General features: G+C 57.3%; 15 protein-coding genes. 1 reads left to right on the top strand and 14 read right to left on the bottom strand.

Annotation, left to right across the window (positions count from 1 at the left end; genetic code table 11):
• Positions 1-5 precede the first annotated feature (5 nt).
• From QLG07_RS10840 to QLG07_RS10905, 14 genes are all read right to left on the bottom strand, one after another.
• The gene (locus QLG07_RS10840; protein ID WP_048914805.1) at positions 6-833 is read right to left on the bottom strand and encodes a carbohydrate ABC transporter permease; all 828 of its coding nucleotides are present in this window, start codon (positions 831-833) and stop codon (positions 6-8) included.
• Positions 834-842: 9 nt separating this feature from the next.
• The gene (locus QLG07_RS10845; RefSeq protein ID WP_048914804.1) at positions 843-1,766 is read right to left on the bottom strand and encodes a sugar ABC transporter permease; all 924 of its coding nucleotides are present in this window, start codon (positions 1,764-1,766) and stop codon (positions 843-845) included.
• 80 nt (positions 1,767-1,846) lie between these two features.
• A complete protein-coding gene (locus QLG07_RS10850; protein ID WP_224750419.1) occupies positions 1,847-3,136 on the bottom strand; it encodes a sugar ABC transporter substrate-binding protein in 1,290 nt (429 codons plus the stop codon).
• Positions 3,137-3,154: 18 nt separating this feature from the next.
• Positions 3,155-4,312 carry a PLP-dependent transferase gene (locus tag QLG07_RS10855; RefSeq protein ID WP_187498674.1) on the bottom strand — a complete coding sequence of 386 codons (1,158 nt, stop codon included), beginning with the start codon at positions 4,310-4,312 and terminating at the stop codon, positions 3,155-3,157.
• The gene (locus tag QLG07_RS10860; RefSeq protein WP_099753887.1) at positions 4,293-5,012 is read right to left on the bottom strand and encodes a FadR/GntR family transcriptional regulator; all 720 of its coding nucleotides are present in this window, start codon (positions 5,010-5,012) and stop codon (positions 4,293-4,295) included. Before QLG07_RS10860 ends, QLG07_RS10855 begins: the two co-directional genes overlap by 20 nt.
• 258 nt (positions 5,013-5,270) lie before the next feature.
• A complete protein-coding gene (gene carB / locus QLG07_RS10865; protein ID WP_048914801.1) occupies positions 5,271-8,495 on the bottom strand; it encodes a carbamoyl-phosphate synthase large subunit in 3,225 nt (1,074 codons plus the stop codon).
• Positions 8,496-8,513: 18 nt separating this feature from the next.
• Positions 8,514-9,677: a glutamine-hydrolyzing carbamoyl-phosphate synthase small subunit gene (gene carA / locus QLG07_RS10870; RefSeq protein WP_099753888.1), complete on the bottom strand. Its 1,164-nt coding sequence runs from the start codon at positions 9,675-9,677 to the stop codon at positions 8,514-8,516.
• Positions 9,678-10,119: 442 nt separating this feature from the next.
• Positions 10,120-10,941, bottom strand: coding sequence for a 4-hydroxy-tetrahydrodipicolinate reductase (dapB, locus tag QLG07_RS10875; RefSeq protein WP_133624562.1), 822 nt, complete (start codon positions 10,939-10,941; stop codon positions 10,120-10,122).
• Positions 10,942-11,366: 425 nt separating this feature from the next.
• Complete coding sequence (gene ispH, locus QLG07_RS10880; protein WP_048914798.1) at positions 11,367-12,320, bottom strand: 4-hydroxy-3-methylbut-2-enyl diphosphate reductase; 954 nt, start codon at positions 12,318-12,320, stop codon at positions 11,367-11,369.
• A complete protein-coding gene (fkpB, locus tag QLG07_RS10885) occupies positions 12,301-12,771 on the bottom strand; it encodes an FKBP-type peptidyl-prolyl cis-trans isomerase (RefSeq protein WP_048914797.1) in 471 nt (156 codons plus the stop codon). The genes ispH and fkpB overlap by 20 nt, the downstream gene beginning before the upstream one ends.
• 3 nt (positions 12,772-12,774) lie before the next feature.
• A complete protein-coding gene (gene lspA, locus QLG07_RS10890; protein ID WP_099753891.1) occupies positions 12,775-13,284 on the bottom strand; it encodes a signal peptidase II in 510 nt (169 codons plus the stop codon).
• Positions 13,281-16,097, bottom strand: a complete 2,817-nt coding sequence (gene ileS / locus QLG07_RS10895; RefSeq protein WP_133624571.1) for an isoleucine--tRNA ligase — start codon at positions 16,095-16,097, stop codon at positions 13,281-13,283. Before ileS ends, lspA begins: the two co-directional genes overlap by 4 nt.
• Positions 16,098-16,133: 36 nt before the next feature.
• Entirely contained in the window at positions 16,134-17,072 is a 939-nt protein-coding gene (gene ribF, locus QLG07_RS10900) for a bifunctional riboflavin kinase/FAD synthetase (protein WP_048914794.1), read from the bottom strand.
• Between the two features lie 75 nt (positions 17,073-17,147).
• On the bottom strand, positions 17,148-17,339 hold the full coding sequence (locus tag QLG07_RS10905) for a hypothetical protein (protein WP_099753893.1): 192 nt from the start codon (positions 17,337-17,339) through the stop codon (positions 17,148-17,150).
• A 49-nt stretch (positions 17,340-17,388) separates the two neighbouring features.
• On the opposite strand from QLG07_RS10905, the gene rpsT reads away from it, so the two are divergent.
• Entirely contained in the window at positions 17,389-17,652 is a 264-nt protein-coding gene (gene rpsT / locus QLG07_RS10910) for a 30S ribosomal protein S20 (protein ID WP_048914793.1), read from the top strand.
• Positions 17,653-17,681: the final 29 nt, after the last annotated feature.

Consider the following 17,681-nt stretch of genomic DNA (forward strand, 5'->3'; position numbering starts at 1 on the left):
CAGGATTATCCTTTTACCGCGCCAGCCGTCAGCCCCTGGATCAGGTAGCGCTGAATGAAGGCGAAAAACAGACAGGCGGGGATCAGCGCCAGCACGGCGGCGGCCATCATATCTCCCCAGGAAACGGCGAATTTCGACACGAAGCTCAGCAGCCCAACCGGGAAGGTCATCACGTCGTTTTTGTTAATCAGCATCAGCGAGAACAGCAGCTCGCTCCATGCGGCGGTAAAGACAAAACCAAGCGTGGCTGCCATGCCGGGCAGCGTCAGCGGCATCAGCACGCGGTACAGCGCCTGAAAACGGGTGCAGCCCTCCAGCATCGCCGACTCTTCCAGATCTTTTGGAATCGCATCGAAGAACGACTGCATCAGGAAAGTAGCAAACGGCACGTTAAATGCGCTGTAGACGAGGATCAGCCCGAGCAGGCTGTTGGTCAGCCCAAGCGGGGCCATCACCTTGTAGATCGGCGCAAGGATCATCACCAGCGGGAACATCTGGGTGAACAGCAGCAGCGCCGCCATCACCGTTTTGCCCCGGAAGCCAAAGCGTGAAAAGGCATAGCCCGCTGCGGCCGCTACCACCGTTGCCAGCCCGGCGGTGCCCATTGAAACGATCAGGCTGTTGGTGAAAAAGGTCGGGAAATCACTCTCCACCAGCACGCGGCGGAAGTGGTCCAGCGTCAGCGCGGCGGGCCACAGGGTCACCCCTTCGCTGTACAGCAGCTTGTCCGGCGTGACGGAGATTTTAATCACCCAGTAGAGCGGGAACAGCGCAAACAGCAGGTAGCCGAGGATCGCGGCGCGGTGCCCGATCAGGCGTAATAATGCATTCATCGGCCTCTCCTATTTCAACAGCTGATGGCGAATGCGCAGCAGCACCAGCGCATAGCAGGTCATCAGGACCAGCAGGAATACCGCCATCGCCGAAGCGTAACCGAAGTCGAGCTTGCGGTAGGCGGTGGTGAAGATATAGCTGGAGAGAATCGAGGTTGATCCCGCCGGGCCACCGTCGGTCATGACCACAATCAGATCGGCGAAGTTAGCGATCCAGATAGTGCGCAGCATCACGGTGATGGCGATCATCGGCGCGAGAAACGGCAGCGTAACGCGCTTAAACTGCTGCCAGCCGCTGGCCCCGTCCATCGACGCCGCCTCATACAGATCTTTCGGGATCGACTGCAGCGCCGCCAGCAGCGTAATAGCGAAGAACGGGATGCCAAACCAGACGTTGGCGATCACCGGCCCGTACAGCGCGAGGCTGGGATCGGACAGAATATTGTACGGCTCGCTAATCAGGTGCAGGTCAACCATCCAGTGCGGCAGAATGCCAATCACCGGGTTGAGCAGCCATGACCAGGTGAGCCCGGAGAGAAACGCCGGAACTGCCCAAGGCAGAAACACCAGCGCCTGCGCCCAGCGGCGCAGCGGAAACTCGCGGTTAAGCAGCAGCGCCAGCCCCAGCCCGAGGAAGAATTGCAGCACGAGCGAGGTCAGCGTCCAGTTCACCGTGTGGCCAAGCGCCTTAAAGAAGCGCCGATCGTCGAACATGGCGCGGAAGTTATCCAGCCCGACCCAGCCGCTGTCCAGCGGGTTGAGCAGCTGGATATTCTGGAAGGCATAAGAGATACCGATCAGCATCGGCACAAAGATAAACAAGCCAATCAGCACCAGGGTCGGGCTGAGGTACAGCCACGGCTCAGCCAGCATCCGCAGGCGCACGAAGCGCGGCGCTCGCGTGGGGGTTTCAGTGGTGGCGTCAAGCATCATATGGCGTCTCCAGTGCGGGGGTTATCAGGTACGCGGGTTGACCGAAAAAAAGGGTCAACCCCTACGGTACTCTCATCCGGTTATTGCGCTGCCATCCAGGCTTTCTGCTCTTTGGTCAGATATTTGGCCCAGTCTTCCACCATTGATTGGGTATCATTCTGGTCCAGTAACGTTTCCTGGCTGCTCTCTTTCACGATCACCGAGTTAAAGTAGCCCCAGCCTTTCAGATGCGTTGGCATGGTGAGCGGTACATATTTCGGGTCGTTCAGTTCGGTAAACCAGCCGGCAAACTGTGGCGTGTGGAAGTACGGGTCGCTCTCCGCACCTTTGTAGATCGGCAGCGTACCGACAAACTTCGACCAGGTAAGGTTGTTCTCTCTACTGCTGAGGAACTGGATCAGCTGCCACGACTGCGCTTTCTGACCGGCCTGTTTGAATACCGACCAGCCGGTGTAGCCAATGGTCGGGAAGGCTTTGCCCGACGGCCCCAGCGGCATCGGCGCCACGGCGAAATCATCCGGATTCATGCTGTTTTTGATCGCGATCAGCGCGTCCGGATCCTGATCGAGCATCGCGCATTTCCCGGAGTAGAACCCGGAAACGATCTCGTTAAAGCCCCAGTTGACGCTGTCTTTCGGCGCCCCGCCGCTCTTATACATATCGACCAGCAGCTGCGCCCCCTTCAGCGCCCCCGGCTGGGTCAGAGTGCTGTTGCCCTGCTGGTCAAAAAACGCCGGCGAGCCATTCATCGCCGCCATAAACATCATCCAGGCATTGGTACCCCCAACACCGCCGCGCATGCAGTAGCCGCTAATGCCGTTGCCCAGCGCGCTGATTTTCTTCGCATCAGCCACGAACTCATCCATGGTTTTTGGCGCTTCGCTCAGGCCTGCCTGCTGGAACAGTTTTTTATTCCAGAACATGGCGCGCAGGTAGAAACCGTAAGGGATCATGGTGGCTTTACCGTTGGCGGCACGCGCCATTGCCAGCGCTTTATCGGTGAGTTCTGGCGTGCCCGCCCAGCTTTTCAGCTGCGGCTCCAGCTCTTCCAGCATATTGTTGCTGGCATACAGTCCCTGCCAGGTATCCGGCATCTCCACCACGTCCGGCACCTGGCCGCTCTGCAGCATGGTGCCCAGCTTTTCAAAGGCCTGGCCCCACGGCAGCGATACCACTTCAATTTCCGTACCCGGATGCTGCGCCTTGTACTCGGTCAGCATTTTTTGCAGCATTTCGGTTCGCGCCGGGCTGGTGATCACCTCCACCAGCGTCAGTTTCGTGGCGGCAACAGTGTTAAAGGTGCTGGCGATCCCCAGGGCTAAAACCACGCTTTTACCTAACCAGGCGCGCAAAGGATGTTGCTTCATCATGACCTCTTTTCGTTGAAGTTAGCGGGCAGCGGCAATTGCCTGCTGCAGGTCGAGCCATAAATCATCGGTCTCTTCCAGACCGATGGAGATGCGCACCACGCGCGGTGAAACGCCAAAATCGCGCGCGGAGTTAAACTCACCGGCCTGGTTGAGCACCGAAATCGCCGGCATCACCAGGCTTTCGAAGCCGCCCCAGCTGACGCCCATATGGAACAGCTTGAGCGCGTTGCAGAAGCGCGGAATATCCACCGACTCGTCCAGCTCGAACGAGAACAGCCCGCTGTAGCCGCTCAGCGTGGAGAAGGATTGCGGGTCGAGGCCGGGATGGTAAACGCGCATCACCTGCGGATGTTCCAGCAGCAGCTTTGCTATCGTCAGCGCGCTCTGATGATGCTGGCGCATACGCAGCGGCAGCGTACGCAGGCCGCGGATCAGCAGCCAGGCTTCGTTAGCCGACAGCTTGCCGCCGAGAAACGGGCTGACGCCGCGGGTAATGGTGGCAATACGTTCATGGCTGGCTATCACCAGCCCCGCCACCACATCGCTGTGGCCGCTGATATATTTCGAGGCGGAGTGCACCACGATGTCGACGCCAAGCGTCAGCGGCTTCTGGAACAGCGGCGAGGCCCAGCTGTTGTCGATAAGGGTGGTAACGCCGTGCTCGCGCGCCAGCGCCGTCAGGGCGCGCAGATCCTGCTCGCCCATCACCCAGCTGCTCGGGCTTTCCAGATACAGCAGTTTTGCGCCCGGCAGGGCGGCTTCGACGGCAGCCAGCGAGTCGCCATCGACAAACTCACTGTCGATATGGAAGCGCTGGCAGAAACCGCGCAGGAAGCGATAGGTATCCGGGTAAACGTGATTGATGCACACCACTTTGTCACCCGGCGAGACCACGCTAAGGATGGCATTGCTGATTGCTGCCATGCCGCTGCTGAAGGCCAGACAGGCTTCACCCTGCTCCAGCAGCGCGACTTTATCCTGCAGCGCTTTCACCGTCGGGTTATCCACGCGGGAATAGAGCGGCAGATCGCTGTCGCCACGAAAACGGGCAATCATGCTGTCGTAGTCGCTGAAGCTGAACAGCGACGACTGGTAGATCGGCGGCGACACCGCCCCTTTATCGTGGCGGGCATCGTGGGTTAACTGCGTCTGGTCGCTAAACTTTTCTGGCTGCATGGATCACGTCCTTCATGTCACGTTCGGTGATATCGAGAATCAGATGGCTGACGTGCCGCGCCTCATCGGCATCGCGGCGGGCTATCGCCTCAAACAGCGTGCGGTGCAGCGGAAACGAGTCGCTGAACAGCGCCTGCTCGGGCGGGGATTCGAAGAAAGCGTGCAGAGTGTCGTACAGGCCGACCACCATATGCAGCAGCAGCGGGTTATGTGCAGCCTGATAAATACTGGCGTGGAAGGCCCAGTCCTCGGCCCCGGCAGAGCCAATCGCGAGGTGCACGCGCTCCATCTCGTTCAAGCGCTGCTCAATCAGTACCAGGTCCGCGCGAGTGGCACGCACCGCCGCCAGGCTGCAGGATTCGGCTTCAATAATTCGCCGCACCTCCAGCGCGTGCAGCATGTTCTGCGAGTCATTTTTAAAGCGCAGCGACAGGAAACTGTCGTTACTGCTGACCTCGGCATGCAGGAAGGTGCCGCTGCCCTTGCGGCGTACGATGATGCCCAGCGCTTCCCAGCGCTTAAGCGCCTCACGCACCGTGTTGCGGCTGACGCCCAGCTGCTCCGCCAGTACGCGCTCCGGCGGCAGGCGCTCGCCGATCCGGGTGCCGGACTGCGCCACGTAGCGCGTCAGGGCATCGAGCACCAGTACGTCACTGTGCTGCACCGCGATCGGTGCCAGACTGGCGCTTAATAATGTCATGCTGCCCCCTAATAAATTGGCCCAACAACTCAACCTCTTTTGCTTGAGCAAGTTTGATGCCAAAAAATCAACAGGTTGATTTATCTGGGATTAGTTAACAAATAAGCAAATCTTCTGGTCGGGAAAGGTGCAAAACAGCGCGGGACTGCGCAGGGAGTGAGCAAGCAAGGGATAAAAAAGGGGCGACCGTTGACGGTCGCCCCCTGCAATACGTGTAGGGGCGGACCCTCTGTTTCGGTCCGCCCGATGTGCAGCGAATTATGCGCTAATCTGCGCGTGCATCTCCTGCACGGAAATCACCTGGTCCGTGGCGCTGGAGTTTAGCGACGTCACGGTGGCGAAACCGCCGTTCAGCGTAGTATCGTAATGCACCTTATACTGCAGCGCGCTGCGGCGGATCAGTTTGGAATCTTCAATCGCCTGGCGGCCTGCGGTGGTGTTAACGATGTAGGCGTACTCACCGTTTTTCAGGCGGTCCTGAATGTGCGGGCGGCCTTCGTGCACTTTGTTTACCTGGCGCACGTCAATACCGGCAGCTTTCAGCACCGCAGCAGTACCCGCGGTAGCATCCAGCTCGAAGCCGTAAGCCTGCAGGCGGCGCGCCAGCTCAGCAATACGCTTCTTATCACCTTCACGCACGGACAGCAGCGCACGACCGGTTTTCTTCATGTTGCTCTGCGCGCCGAGCATCGCCTTGCAGAACGCTTCTGCAAAGGTACGGCCCACGCCCATCACTTCACCGGTAGAACGCATTTCCGGGCCGAGGATAGGGTCGACGCCCTGGAACTTGTTAAACGGCAGCACCACCTCTTTCACCGAGTAGTACGGTGGGATGATCTCTTTGGTCACGCCCTGCGCGGCGAGGGTTTTACCCGCCATCACGCGCGCGGCCACTTTCGCCAGCGGCATGCCGGTTGCCTTGGAGACAAACGGCACGGTACGCGCAGCACGTGGGTTGACCTCAATCAGGTAAACTTCATTGTCCTTAACCGCAAACTGCACGTTCATCAGACCACGCACGCCCAGCTCAAAGGCCAGTTTCTTCACCTGGTCACGCATCACATCCTGAATCTCCTGGCTCAGCGTGTAGGCTGGCAGGGAGCAGGCAGAGTCACCGGAGTGAACGCCCGCCTGTTCGATGTGCTCCATGATGCCGCCAATCAGCACCTGCTCACCGTCGCAGATCGCGTCAACGTCAACTTCTACCGCATCATCGAGGAAGCGGTCCAGCAGCACCGGCGCGTCGTTAGACACGGAAACCGCGGTATTGAAGTAGCGCTTCAGGTCGATTTCGTCATAAACGATTTCCATCGCGCGGCCGCCCAGAACATAGGATGGGCGCACCACCAGCGGGTAGCCAATCAGCGCCGCCTTTTCCACGGCCATATCGATGGCGGTGACGGTGGCGTTGGCCGGCTGCTTCAGGCCCAGGCGCTCAACCGCCTGCTGGAAACGTTCGCGGTCTTCTGCACGGTCAATCGCATCCGGGCTGGTGCCGATAACCGGCACGCCTGCGGCTTCCAGCGCACGCGCCAGCTTCAGCGGAGTCTGCCCGCCGTACTGCACGATCACCCCTTTTGGCTTCTCAATGCGCACGATTTCCAGCACGTCTTCCAGCGTGACCGGTTCAAAGTACAGGCGGTCAGAGGTGTCGTAATCGGTGGATACGGTTTCCGGGTTGCAGTTGACCATAATGGTTTCGAAACCGTCTTCGCGCAGCGCCAGCGAGGCGTGTACGCAGCAGTAGTCAAACTCGATACCCTGGCCGATACGGTTTGGACCGCCGCCCAGCACCATGATTTTGTCACGATCCTGATTCGGATTGGCTTCGCACTCTTCTTCATAGGTTGAGTACATGTAGGCGGTGTCCGTAGAGAACTCTGCCGCACAGGTATCCACACGCTTGTAGACCGGGTGCAGGTTGTGCTGCTCGCGCAGGGCACGGATTTCCGCTTCAGACACGCCCGCCACATCGGCCAGGCGCGCATCGGCAAAGCCTTTACGCTTCAGCGTGCGCAGGAAGTCATAGCTCAGGCCGTTCACGCCCTGCTCTGCCACCTGCTGCTCCAGCTGGACCAGCTCTTCAATCTGCACCAGGAACCAGCGGTCAACATTGGTCAGCGCGAAGACATCCTCCACGCTCATTCCGGCGCGGAAGGCGTCCGCGATGTACCAGATGCGGTCGCAGCCAGCATCTTTTAGCTCGCGACGGATAGTGGTCAGCGCTTCCGGGTCGTTAAGATCCACCTTTGGATCAAAGCCGTGCGCGCCCACTTCCAGGCCGCGCAGCGCTTTCTGCATCGACTCCTGTAAAGTGCGGCCAATCGCCATCACTTCCCCGACAGATTTCATCTGCGTGGTCAGGCGGTCGTTAGCACCGGCAAATTTTTCAAAGTTGAAGCGGGGAATTTTGGTGACCACGTAGTCGATAGACGGTTCGAACGACGCCGGGGTCAGACCGCCGGTGATGTCATTGGTCAGCTCATCGAGGGTGAAGCCCACTGCCAGCTTGGCGGCGATTTTAGCAATCGGGAAGCCGGTAGCTTTCGAGGCCAGCGCGGAGGAGCGCGACACGCGTGGGTTCATCTCAATGACGATCAGACGGCCATTCTCCGGGTTCACCGAGAACTGCACGTTTGATCCCCCGGTTTCCACGCCGATTTCACGCAGCACCGCCAGCGAGGCGTTACGCATGATCTGGTACTCTTTGTCGGTCAGCGTCTGCGCTGGCGCAACGGTAATCGAGTCACCGGTATGAATGCCCATGGCATCAAAGTTTTCGATTGAACAGACGATGATGCAGTTGTCGTTTTTATCACGCACCACTTCCATCTCGTACTCTTTCCAGCCAATCAGCGACTCATCAATCAGTAGCTCATTGGTCGGCGACAGATCGAGGCCGCGCTCGCAAATCTCTTCGAACTCTTCACGGTTGTATGCGATACCGCCACCGGTGCCGCCCATGGTAAAGGAGGGACGGATGATGCATGGGAAGCCGACGTCAGCGGCAACCGCCAACGCTTCTTCCATGGTGTGCGCGATACCGGAACGCGCGGTGTCGAGGCCGATTTTCTTCATCGCCACGTCGAAACGGCGACGGTCTTCCGCTTTATCAATCGCGTCCGCGGTGGCACCGATCATGGTCACGCCGAACTCTTCCAGCACGCCCTGGCGCTCTAACTCCAGCGCACAGTTCAGCGCGGTCTGGCCGCCCATGGTGGGTAGCACCGCATCCGGACGCTCTTTCTCAATGATTTTGCGTACCACTTCCCAGTTAATCGGCTCGATGTAGGTCGCATCGGCCATATCCGGGTCGGTCATAATGGTTGCCGGGTTAGAGTTTACCAGGATAACGCGGTAACCCTCTTCACGCAGCGCTTTACACGCCTGTGCACCGGAGTAGTCGAATTCACAGGCCTGGCCGATTACGATCGGGCCAGCGCCAAGGATCAGGATGCTTTGTATGTCTGTACGTTTTGGCATTGTCTTTCTCTCCTGATCTTATTTAGAGGCTTTAATCAGTTCGATAAAGTGATCGAACAACGGTGCGGCATCGTGCGGCCCCGGGCTGGCTTCCGGGTGACCCTGGAAGCTGAACGCCGCTTTATCGGTGCGGTGGATGCCCTGCACCGTGTGGTCAAACAGCGAGGTGTGCGTCACGCGCAGGTTGGCCGGCAGGTTGCTGTCATCAACGGCGAAGCCGTGGTTCTGTGCGGTGATCATCACGGTGTTATTGTCGTGATCTTTCACCGGGTGGTTACCGCCGTGGTGGCCAAGCTTCATCTTCACGGTTTTCGCACCGCTTGCCAGCGCCAGCAGCTGATGGCCGAGGCAGATGCCGAAGATCGGGATCTCGGTTTCCAGCAGGCGTTTAATCGCGGTAATGGCGTAGTCGCAAGGCTCCGGATCGCCAGGACCGTTGGAGAGGAACACCCCGTCCGGGTTGAGCTTCAGCACCTCTTCTGCCGGGGTCTGCGCCGGCACCACCGTCAGGCGGCAGCCGCGATCGACCAGCATACGCAAAATGTTGCGCTTCACGCCGTAGTCGTAGGCCACCACGTGGAATGGCAGGTCAGCAGCGGCTTTCTCGGCCGGCAGTTCGCCTTCCAGCGTCCAGCTGCCCTGCTGCCAGCTGTAAGGCTGTGCCACAGTCACTTCTTTCGCCAGATCCATCCCCTTCAGGCCCGGGAAAGCTTTGGCTTTTGCCAGGGCTTCGGCGGCGTCCAGTGCGTCTCCGGCGATGATGCAGCCGTTCTGCGCCCCTTTCTCACGCAGCAGACGAGTCAGCTTACGCGTATCGATATCGGCAATCGCGACAATGTTGTTGCGCGTCAGATAGTCAGACAGGCCTTCTTCATTGCGGTAGTTGCTGGCAATCAGCGGCAGGTCGCGGATAACTAATCCCTGAGCGTGTACCTGAGTGGATTCTGCGTCAGCGGCGTTAGTGCCGACATTGCCGATATGGGGATAAGTGAGAGTGACGATCTGGCGGGAATAGGAAGGATCAGTGAGGATTTCTTGATAACCGGTCATTGAAGTGTTGAAAACAACTTCTCCCACTGCCGATCCGGTTGCCCCGATGGCCCGACCGTGGAATTGGGTTCCGTCTTCCAGAACCAAGAGCGCTGACTTAATCAAAACATCCTCCAGGGAATAAACAGTCACAATATCTGCATATTAATTCAGGTATGACCCCAAAATCAATGCAAAAACTGCCTGACTGCCCAGTTTTTGGCAAATTGGGCGCATTCTAATGATAGCCCTGGCGAAAGTCTACCCTGCGCGCCACTTTTTCTGCGTTTTTTAACTCACTGAGTGGAAAGTCGCATGATTTACCCTGAAAACAGCACATATCCTGGCAATAAAAACGGTTGCCTGCCAGCTTCTGCATAATTTCTGGTGTGACAGAGTAAAAAAGTGGACCAAATGGTCAAAATTAGCGTTATGAGCGAGTAAAAAAGAAGGGTAATCTAATTTTATAGCAGCAATGATTAAATATTAATGACAAACAGCTATTTTCTTTAAAAATAAAAAGGGCAATAAAATTATTGCCCATCCAATCAAAACGTTATGATTGAAATAACCACATCACGATGGTGCACAACACTTATAAATCATCCAGGTTAAGCACGCTTCTCATGTCATGAAGACCACTTTTATGCGCCTTTAACCAGACAGCTGCACGAACTGCGCCATTAGCGAAGGTCATGCGGCTTGAAGCCTTGTGGGTAATCTCTACTCGCTCGCCAACATCAGCAAACATCGCGGTGTGCTCGCCGACGATATCCCCGGCGCGCACGGTGGCGAAACCGATAGTCTGCGCTTCACGCTCACCGGTGTGGCCTTCACGCGCATAGACCGCATGCTCGTTCAGGTTCCAGTTCATCGCATCAGCAATGGCTTCCCCCATTGCCAGCGCCGTACCTGACGGTGCATCAACCTTATGACGGTGGTGCGCTTCGATAATTTCGATATCCGCATAGTCACCCATCACTTTTGCCGCCTTCTCCAACAGCTTCAGCACCAGATTGACGCCAACGCTGAAATTAGCCGCAAATACGATACCAATCTCTTGCGCTGCGGCTTTGATCGCCGCTTTGCCTGCCTCATCAAAACCGGTGGTGCCAATCACCATCGCTTTCTTATGCTGACGGCAAAATGCCATATAGTGCAGCGTGCCTTCCGGGCGGGTGAAGTCGATCAGTACGTCGAAGTCATTAACCACGGCATCCAGATTGTCGCTGACCTTGATACCCAGTGCGCCACAGCCCGCCAGTTCACCTGCATCGGCGCCAACCAGCGATGAGCCAGCACGGACAATGGCTGCGCCCAGACGCGCCCCCTCAGCCTGTTCAGTTGCCTGAATCAGCTGACGCCCCATACGCCCTGCGGCTCCCACAATGGCGATACGGATTTCTGCATTACTCATAATTATTCATTCCTGACCAATAGTTATACTCTAAACAATTCGCGTTACAGCAAGGCGGCAAGCCAGTGAATCCCGGCAACACAGATAACCCTGTGACCGGGGTGAACGGGCGTAGCCAACGCACCTGTCGCGTGAAAAATGACGAGTATAGGCATGTAAAGCGCATTCAGATTAGCCACGCGTTAATCCCTGCGCCACAACTAAAAACACATAATAAGAATTTTACGCCAGCGCGTGAGGATTATCAGTAAAACAGATTTCGTAAGGATTGGGGAAAGGAAATGATTAAGCATGGCAGGCGTAACGTGGCGTTATCGGCGCAGCGAGTTTGAACACGGACAGCGCACAACACCCGGAGCGTACACGTAGTACGTGAGGAGTGTGAGCACTGCCCAGGTTCAAAATAGCAGGTAAAATAGCCGTCCTCAGGTGATCTGCTTTACCTCTACGCGCAGCTCTTTCGGCACTTCAAACACGATATTCTCTTCACGGCCAATCAGCTCGACAGCATCGACGCCGCCCAGCTCATTGAGACGCTGGATCACCTGCTGCACCAGAATATCCGGCGCGGAGGCACCGGCGGTCACGCCAACACAGCCGACGCCGCGCACCCACTCTTCCTGAATATCATCAGCCGAGTCGATCAGGCGCGCCAGCTTACCAGCACGCTGTGCCAGCTCCGCCAGGCGGTTAGAGTTTGAAGAGTTCTTCGACCCCACCACCAGCACCACGTCCGCATCGCGTGCCAGCGTGCGCACCGCTTCCTGACGGTTGGTGGTGGCGTAGCAGATATCGTCCTTGCGCGGGCCAACAATCTTCGGGAAGCGCTCACGCAGGGCGTCAATCACCTCGTAGGTGTCATCCACCGACAGCGTGGTCTGCGTCATAAAGCACAGGTTATTTTCATCCTTAACCTGTAACTTCCAGACATCCGCAGGGGCTTCAACCAGATACATGCCGCCCTTCGGGTTGCTGTACTGGCCCATGGTGCCTTCCACTTCCGGGTGACCGGCATGACCAATCAGGATAGCCTCGGTGCCTTTACGGCTGGCACGCGCCACTTCCATATGCACTTTGGTCACCAGCGGACAGGTGGCATCGAACAGCATCGTCAAGTCGCGCGCTTTGGCTTCCGCACGCACCGCCTGAGAGACCCCGTGCGCAGAGAAGATCAGGATCGACGCGTCCGGCACTTCACCGATATCTTCAATAAAGATCGCCCCGCGCTCGCGCAGGCTGTTCACCACGTAACGGTTATGCACCACTTCGTGACGCACATAGATCGGCGCACCGTACATTTCCAGCGCTCGCTCGACAATACTGATAGCACGATCAACGCCTGCGCAGAAACCGCGCGGGTTAGCCAACAGGATCTGCATTGCTGGTCTCCAGTACCGGATCAATCTCCAGCACTTCTACGTCAAAGTGAATGGTCTGCCCGGCCAGCGGGTGGTTGAAATCCACGGTAATGGAATCCCCGGAGATCTCGCGGATCACCCCCGGCATTTCGTTACCGTCCATGCCGCTGAACAGCATGATGGCGCCGATTTCCGGCTCCCCGGCCTCGACAAAATCGCGGCGCGAGAAGTACTGCACCAGATCCGGGCTGATACCGCCAAACGCGTCGGCCGCTTCCAGCGCGAACGCCGCTTTCCCGCCAACCGGCAGGCCCAGCAGATGGCTTTCCAGCCCCTCTGACAGGCTGCCATCGCCGAGGCAAAACAGCGCAGGCTTACCGTTGCTGCGCGTTGACTCCGCCGTGGAACCATCCGCCAGCTTTAAGGTGAAATGCACCAGCACTGCGCTGTCATGCTGTACAGAATCAGTCATGCCTTACCCTTTATTCTTAGCCTGCTTGCTGGCCGGGGTGATAAACCCTTCCAGCACGATCAGCGCGGCACCAATACAGATACCGCAGTCGGCAATATTAAACGTGGCGAAGTGCCAGTCACCGACGTAGAAGTCGATAAAATCCACCACAAAGCCATGATATGCCCTGTCGAACAGGTTGCCCAATGCGCCACCGACAATCAGCGCATAGGCGATGTTATTCAGTTTATTGCTCGCCGCCGTGCGGTACATCATCACCAGCAGCACCACCACAATGGCAATGGCAATTCCGGCGAAGAACCAGCGCTGCCAGCCACCTTTATCGGCGAGGAAGCTGAACGCCGCGCCGTAGTTGTGAGCATAAAAGAAGTTGAAGAACGGCATCACGGACATCGATTCGTGCAGCATCAGATTATTCATAATCCACTGCTTACTGGCGAAATCGATGCCAATCACCACCAATACCAGCCACAGCCAGCGTAATCCGCTTGAGAGAACAGGTCTTTTCATCATGCAAACTTACGCTGTTCGCCGCTGCCCGCGACGTTAGAGGCACAGCGGCCACAGACGTCAGCGTGTTCAGCGTTCTGGCCGATATCGCTAGTGTAATGCCAGCAGCGTGGGCATTTCTCGCCTTCTGCTTTATGCAGGGCAATTTTCAGACCTTTCACCACGTCGCTCTGCTGCGCTTCATCCGTTGCCAGCGCGTAATCCGCTACCTGCGCACCGGAGGTCAGCAGCACAAAGCGCAGCTCTTCGCCCAGGCTGGTCAACTTAGCAGCCAGCGCGGCATCGGCATACAGCGTGACGCTGGCTTCCAGCGAGCCGCCGATACGCTTATCGGCACGCGCCTGCTCGATCACCTTGTTCACTTCGCCGCGCACTTTCAGCAGCTCCGCCCAGTAGGCATCGTTCATCGGTTCGTTATCCGCCAGGCTGAACAGCCCGTCGAACCACTCTTCGGTGAACACATACTGGCTGCGTTTACCCGGCAGGTAGCCCCAGATCTCATCCGCAGTGAAGGACATGATCGGCGCCATCCAGCGCACCAGCGCTTCCACGATGTACCACAGCGCGGTCTGGCAGCTGCGGCGCGCCAGGCCATCGGCTTTGGCGGTGTACTGGCGATCTTTAATGATATCCAGGTAGAAGGAGCCCATTTCGACCGAGCAGAACTGCATCAGGCGCTGGACCACTTCATGGAAGTCATACGCTTCATAGGAGGCAACGATATCGTTCTGTGCTGCCAGCGCACGGCCAACTGCCCAGCGGTCAACCACCACCATCTCTTCCGGTTTCACCATGTCGGTTTCCGGGTTGAAGCCCGCGAGGTTGGCCAGCAGGAAGCGCGCGGTGTTACGGATACGGCGATAGCTGTCGGCAGAGCGCTTAAGGATCTCGTCGGACACCGCGATCTCGCCGGAGTAGTCGGTGGATGCCACCCACAGGCGCAGAATGTCAGCGCCGAGCTTGTTCATTACATCCTGCGGGCTCACGGTGTTGCCCAGCGATTTGGACATCTTGCGGCCCTGGCCGTCAACGGTGAAGCCGTGGGTCAGTACCTGGCGATAAGGCGCTTTGCCCTTCATCGCGGTGGAGATCATCAGCGAGGACATAAACCAGCCGCGGTGCTGGTCAGAACCTTCCAGATACATGTCCGGGGTATGGCCACCAAACTCTGGGCGAGCATCCACTACCGAATAGCTGGTTGAACCGGAGTCGAACCACACGTCCAGCGTATCCTGCACTTTGACGTAGTGATCGGCGTCGGCGCCCATCAGATCGCGCGGATCGAGGTCCCACCACGCCTGAATGCCGTCCTGCTCAACCCGCTTCGCGACTTTCTCCATCAGCGCCAGCGAGTCCGGGTGCAGCTGCTCGGTGTCTTTATGCACAAACAGCGACATCGGCACGCCCCAGGTACGCTGACGCGAGATGCACCAGTCTGGACGGTTGGCGACCATCGACTCGATACGCGCCTGGCCCCAGTCTGGGATCCACTGCACGCCTTTAATCTCTTTCAGCGACTGCGCACGCAGGCCTTTCTGATCCATGCTGATAAACCACTGCGGGGTAGCACGGAAGATGATCGGGGTCTTGTGGCGCCAGCAGTGTGGGTAGCTGTGATGCAGTTTTTCCACATGCAGCAGCGCACCCTTTTCACGCAGCAGCTCAACAATCAGGTCGTTGGCTTTAAAGACGTTAACCCCATCAAGGCCAGGGTAAGTGCCCGGCAGGAAGCTGCCGTCCGGGCCGACCGGATTAGCGACTTCGATACCGTATTTCTGCCCAATGACAAAGTCATCCGGGCCGTGGCCTGGCGCCGTATGTACCGCACCGGTACCCGCATCCAGCGTCACGTGCTCACCCAGCACCACCGGGGAAACGTGGCCGAGGAACGGGTGCTGGAAGCCCATCAGCTCCAGCTCGGCGCCTTTCACTTCGCCCAGCACGTTCCACTCGGCAACACCGGCACGCTTCATGACGCTATCGACCAGGTCTTTCGCCAGGATCAGCGCACGACCGTCGATCTGTACCAGCTGATAGTCAAACTCAGGGTGCAGAGAGATAGCGCGGTTGGCCGGCATGGTCCACGGGGTGGTGGTCCAGATCACCAGGGCAATCGGGCCGTTGACCGCAGCAGCGCCAAATTTGGCGGCAACCGCGTCTTTATCAACGGCGTTAAACATCACGTCGATAGACGGTGAAGTTTTGTCGTAATACTCCACTTCCGCTTCCGCCAGCGCGGAGCGGCAGTCCAGGCACCAGTGCACCGGCTTAGCGCCTTTGTGCAGATGGCCGTTACCGATAATTTTACCCAGCGCACGGATGATGTTCGCTTCGGTTTGGAAGTTCATCGTCAGGTATGGGCGATCCCAGTCACCCAGCACGCCAAGGCGGATGAAATCAGCTTTCTGCCCTTCAACCTGCTCTGCGGCATAGGCACGGCAGGCAGCGCGGAACTCAGCAGCGCTGACTTTCTCGCCCGGCTTACCGATCATCTGCTCAACTTTGTGCTCGATAGGCAGACCATGGCAGTCCCAGCCGGGAACATAAGGGGAGTCATAGCCCGCCATGCCTTTCGACTTAACGATAATGTCTTTCAGAATCTTGTTAACTGAGTGACCAATATGAATACTGCCGTTGGCGTAAGGAGGGCCATCGTGCAGGATAAAGGTTTTTTTCCCTTTTTTGGCTTCGCGGATGATGCCGTACAGCTTGTCATCATACCAACGTTGCAGCATGCCCGGTTCGCGTTTGGCCAGATCGCCACGCATTGGGAACCCCGTTTCCGGCAAATTCAGGGTAGATTTATAGTCACTCATCAGATTCTCGGTTCCGTATGTCGGTTCTGTTTACACTTAAACCGATGCGTTCAGCCCAAAAAAGCGGCGGGCAGTGAGCACATCGTTAGCAATTTGTTCTTTCAGCGCGTCAAACGAGGCAAAACGCTGCTCGTTACGCAGTTTGTCACGCAGCACCACTTCAATATGGCGCCCGTACAGGTCCATCGATACGTCCAGCAGGTGCACTTCCAGCTGCTGACGTAGCCCGCCTATCGTGGGACGCGTGCCGATATTGGCCACGCCGGGAAGCGGTTTATCCCCCAGCCCCAGCACTTCAACGGCATACACCCCTTTCACCGGGGAGACCGTGCGCTTAAGCGGCAGATTAGCGGTAGGAAAACCGATGGTGCGGCCCAGCGCATCGCCATGCACGACACGGCCTGAAATGCTGAAGGGACGCCCCAGCAGGACGTTAGCCAGTGCCAGATTGTCATCTGACAGCGCCTGGCGAATCGCAGTACTGCTGATGCGCTTACCGTCATCGCAAAAGGTCTGGGTACTGATGACATCAAAGCCATACTCGACGCCAGCCTTCTGTAATAACAGGAAATCACCCTGGCGACCAGCGCCAAAGCGGAAATCATCTCCGACGGCCAGGAACTTTACATCCAGCTTATCGACCAGCAGGTCGGTGACAAAACTTTGTGCCGTATGGGCAGCAAAGCGGCGGTCAAAGCGCACGCACAGCACGGCATCAACGCCCGCCTGCTGGAGGTAGCGCACTTTCTCGCGCAGGCGCGTCAGGCGTGCCGGGGCTTTATCCGCTGCAAACAGCTCCAGCGGTTGAGGTTCAAACAGCATTACCATTACCGGCAAGTTGCGCTGACGCCCCTCTTCGCACAGTTGTGCCAGCAGCGCCTGATGGCCGCGATGTACGCCATCGAAGTTGCCGATGGTCAGTACGCAGCCGCGATGCTGCTCTCTAAGGTTATGTATGCCGCGGATAAACTTCATGGCTGGCTCAAATTTGTGGAAATCGGCGGATTATACCTTGTACAGCCAGGAAGGTTAACCCGCGATTCATCACTTTCATGCTATACCCGCGCCATTTCGTTCTGTATGGTGCTGATCCTGAGCGTATTGATATTTTTCTTGTGATTGAGCTGTATTCGCCATGCCGAAGCTGATAGAATCTTGCGCCATCGAAACGTAACCAAGTGCCATTGTTTCATCGGCGCTTATTTGCACAAATCCATTGACAACCGAAGGCGAAAAGGGCATATTCCTCGGCCTTTGAATTGTCCTCATAGAACTATTTGGGAGTTGGACCTTGGCTAATATCAAATCAGCTAAGAAACGCGCTGTAACGTCTGAGAAGCGTCGTAAGCACAACGCTAGCCGTCGTTCAATGCTGCGTACTTTTATCAAGAAAGTTTACGCGGCAATCGCTACTGGCGATAAAGCAGCTGCGCAGAACGCATTTAACGATATGCAACCAATTGTGGACCGTCAGGCAGCTAAAGGCCTGATCCACAAGAACAAAGCTGCACGCCATAAAGCTAACCTGGCTGCACAGATCAGCAAACTGGCTTAATGTCAGCGTGTTAATCGAGCTTTGATAAA

Source organism: Erwinia sp. V90_4 (assembly GCF_029967685.1).
In the GTDB taxonomy this organism is placed as follows: domain Bacteria; phylum Pseudomonadota; class Gammaproteobacteria; order Enterobacterales; family Enterobacteriaceae; genus Erwinia; species Erwinia aphidicola.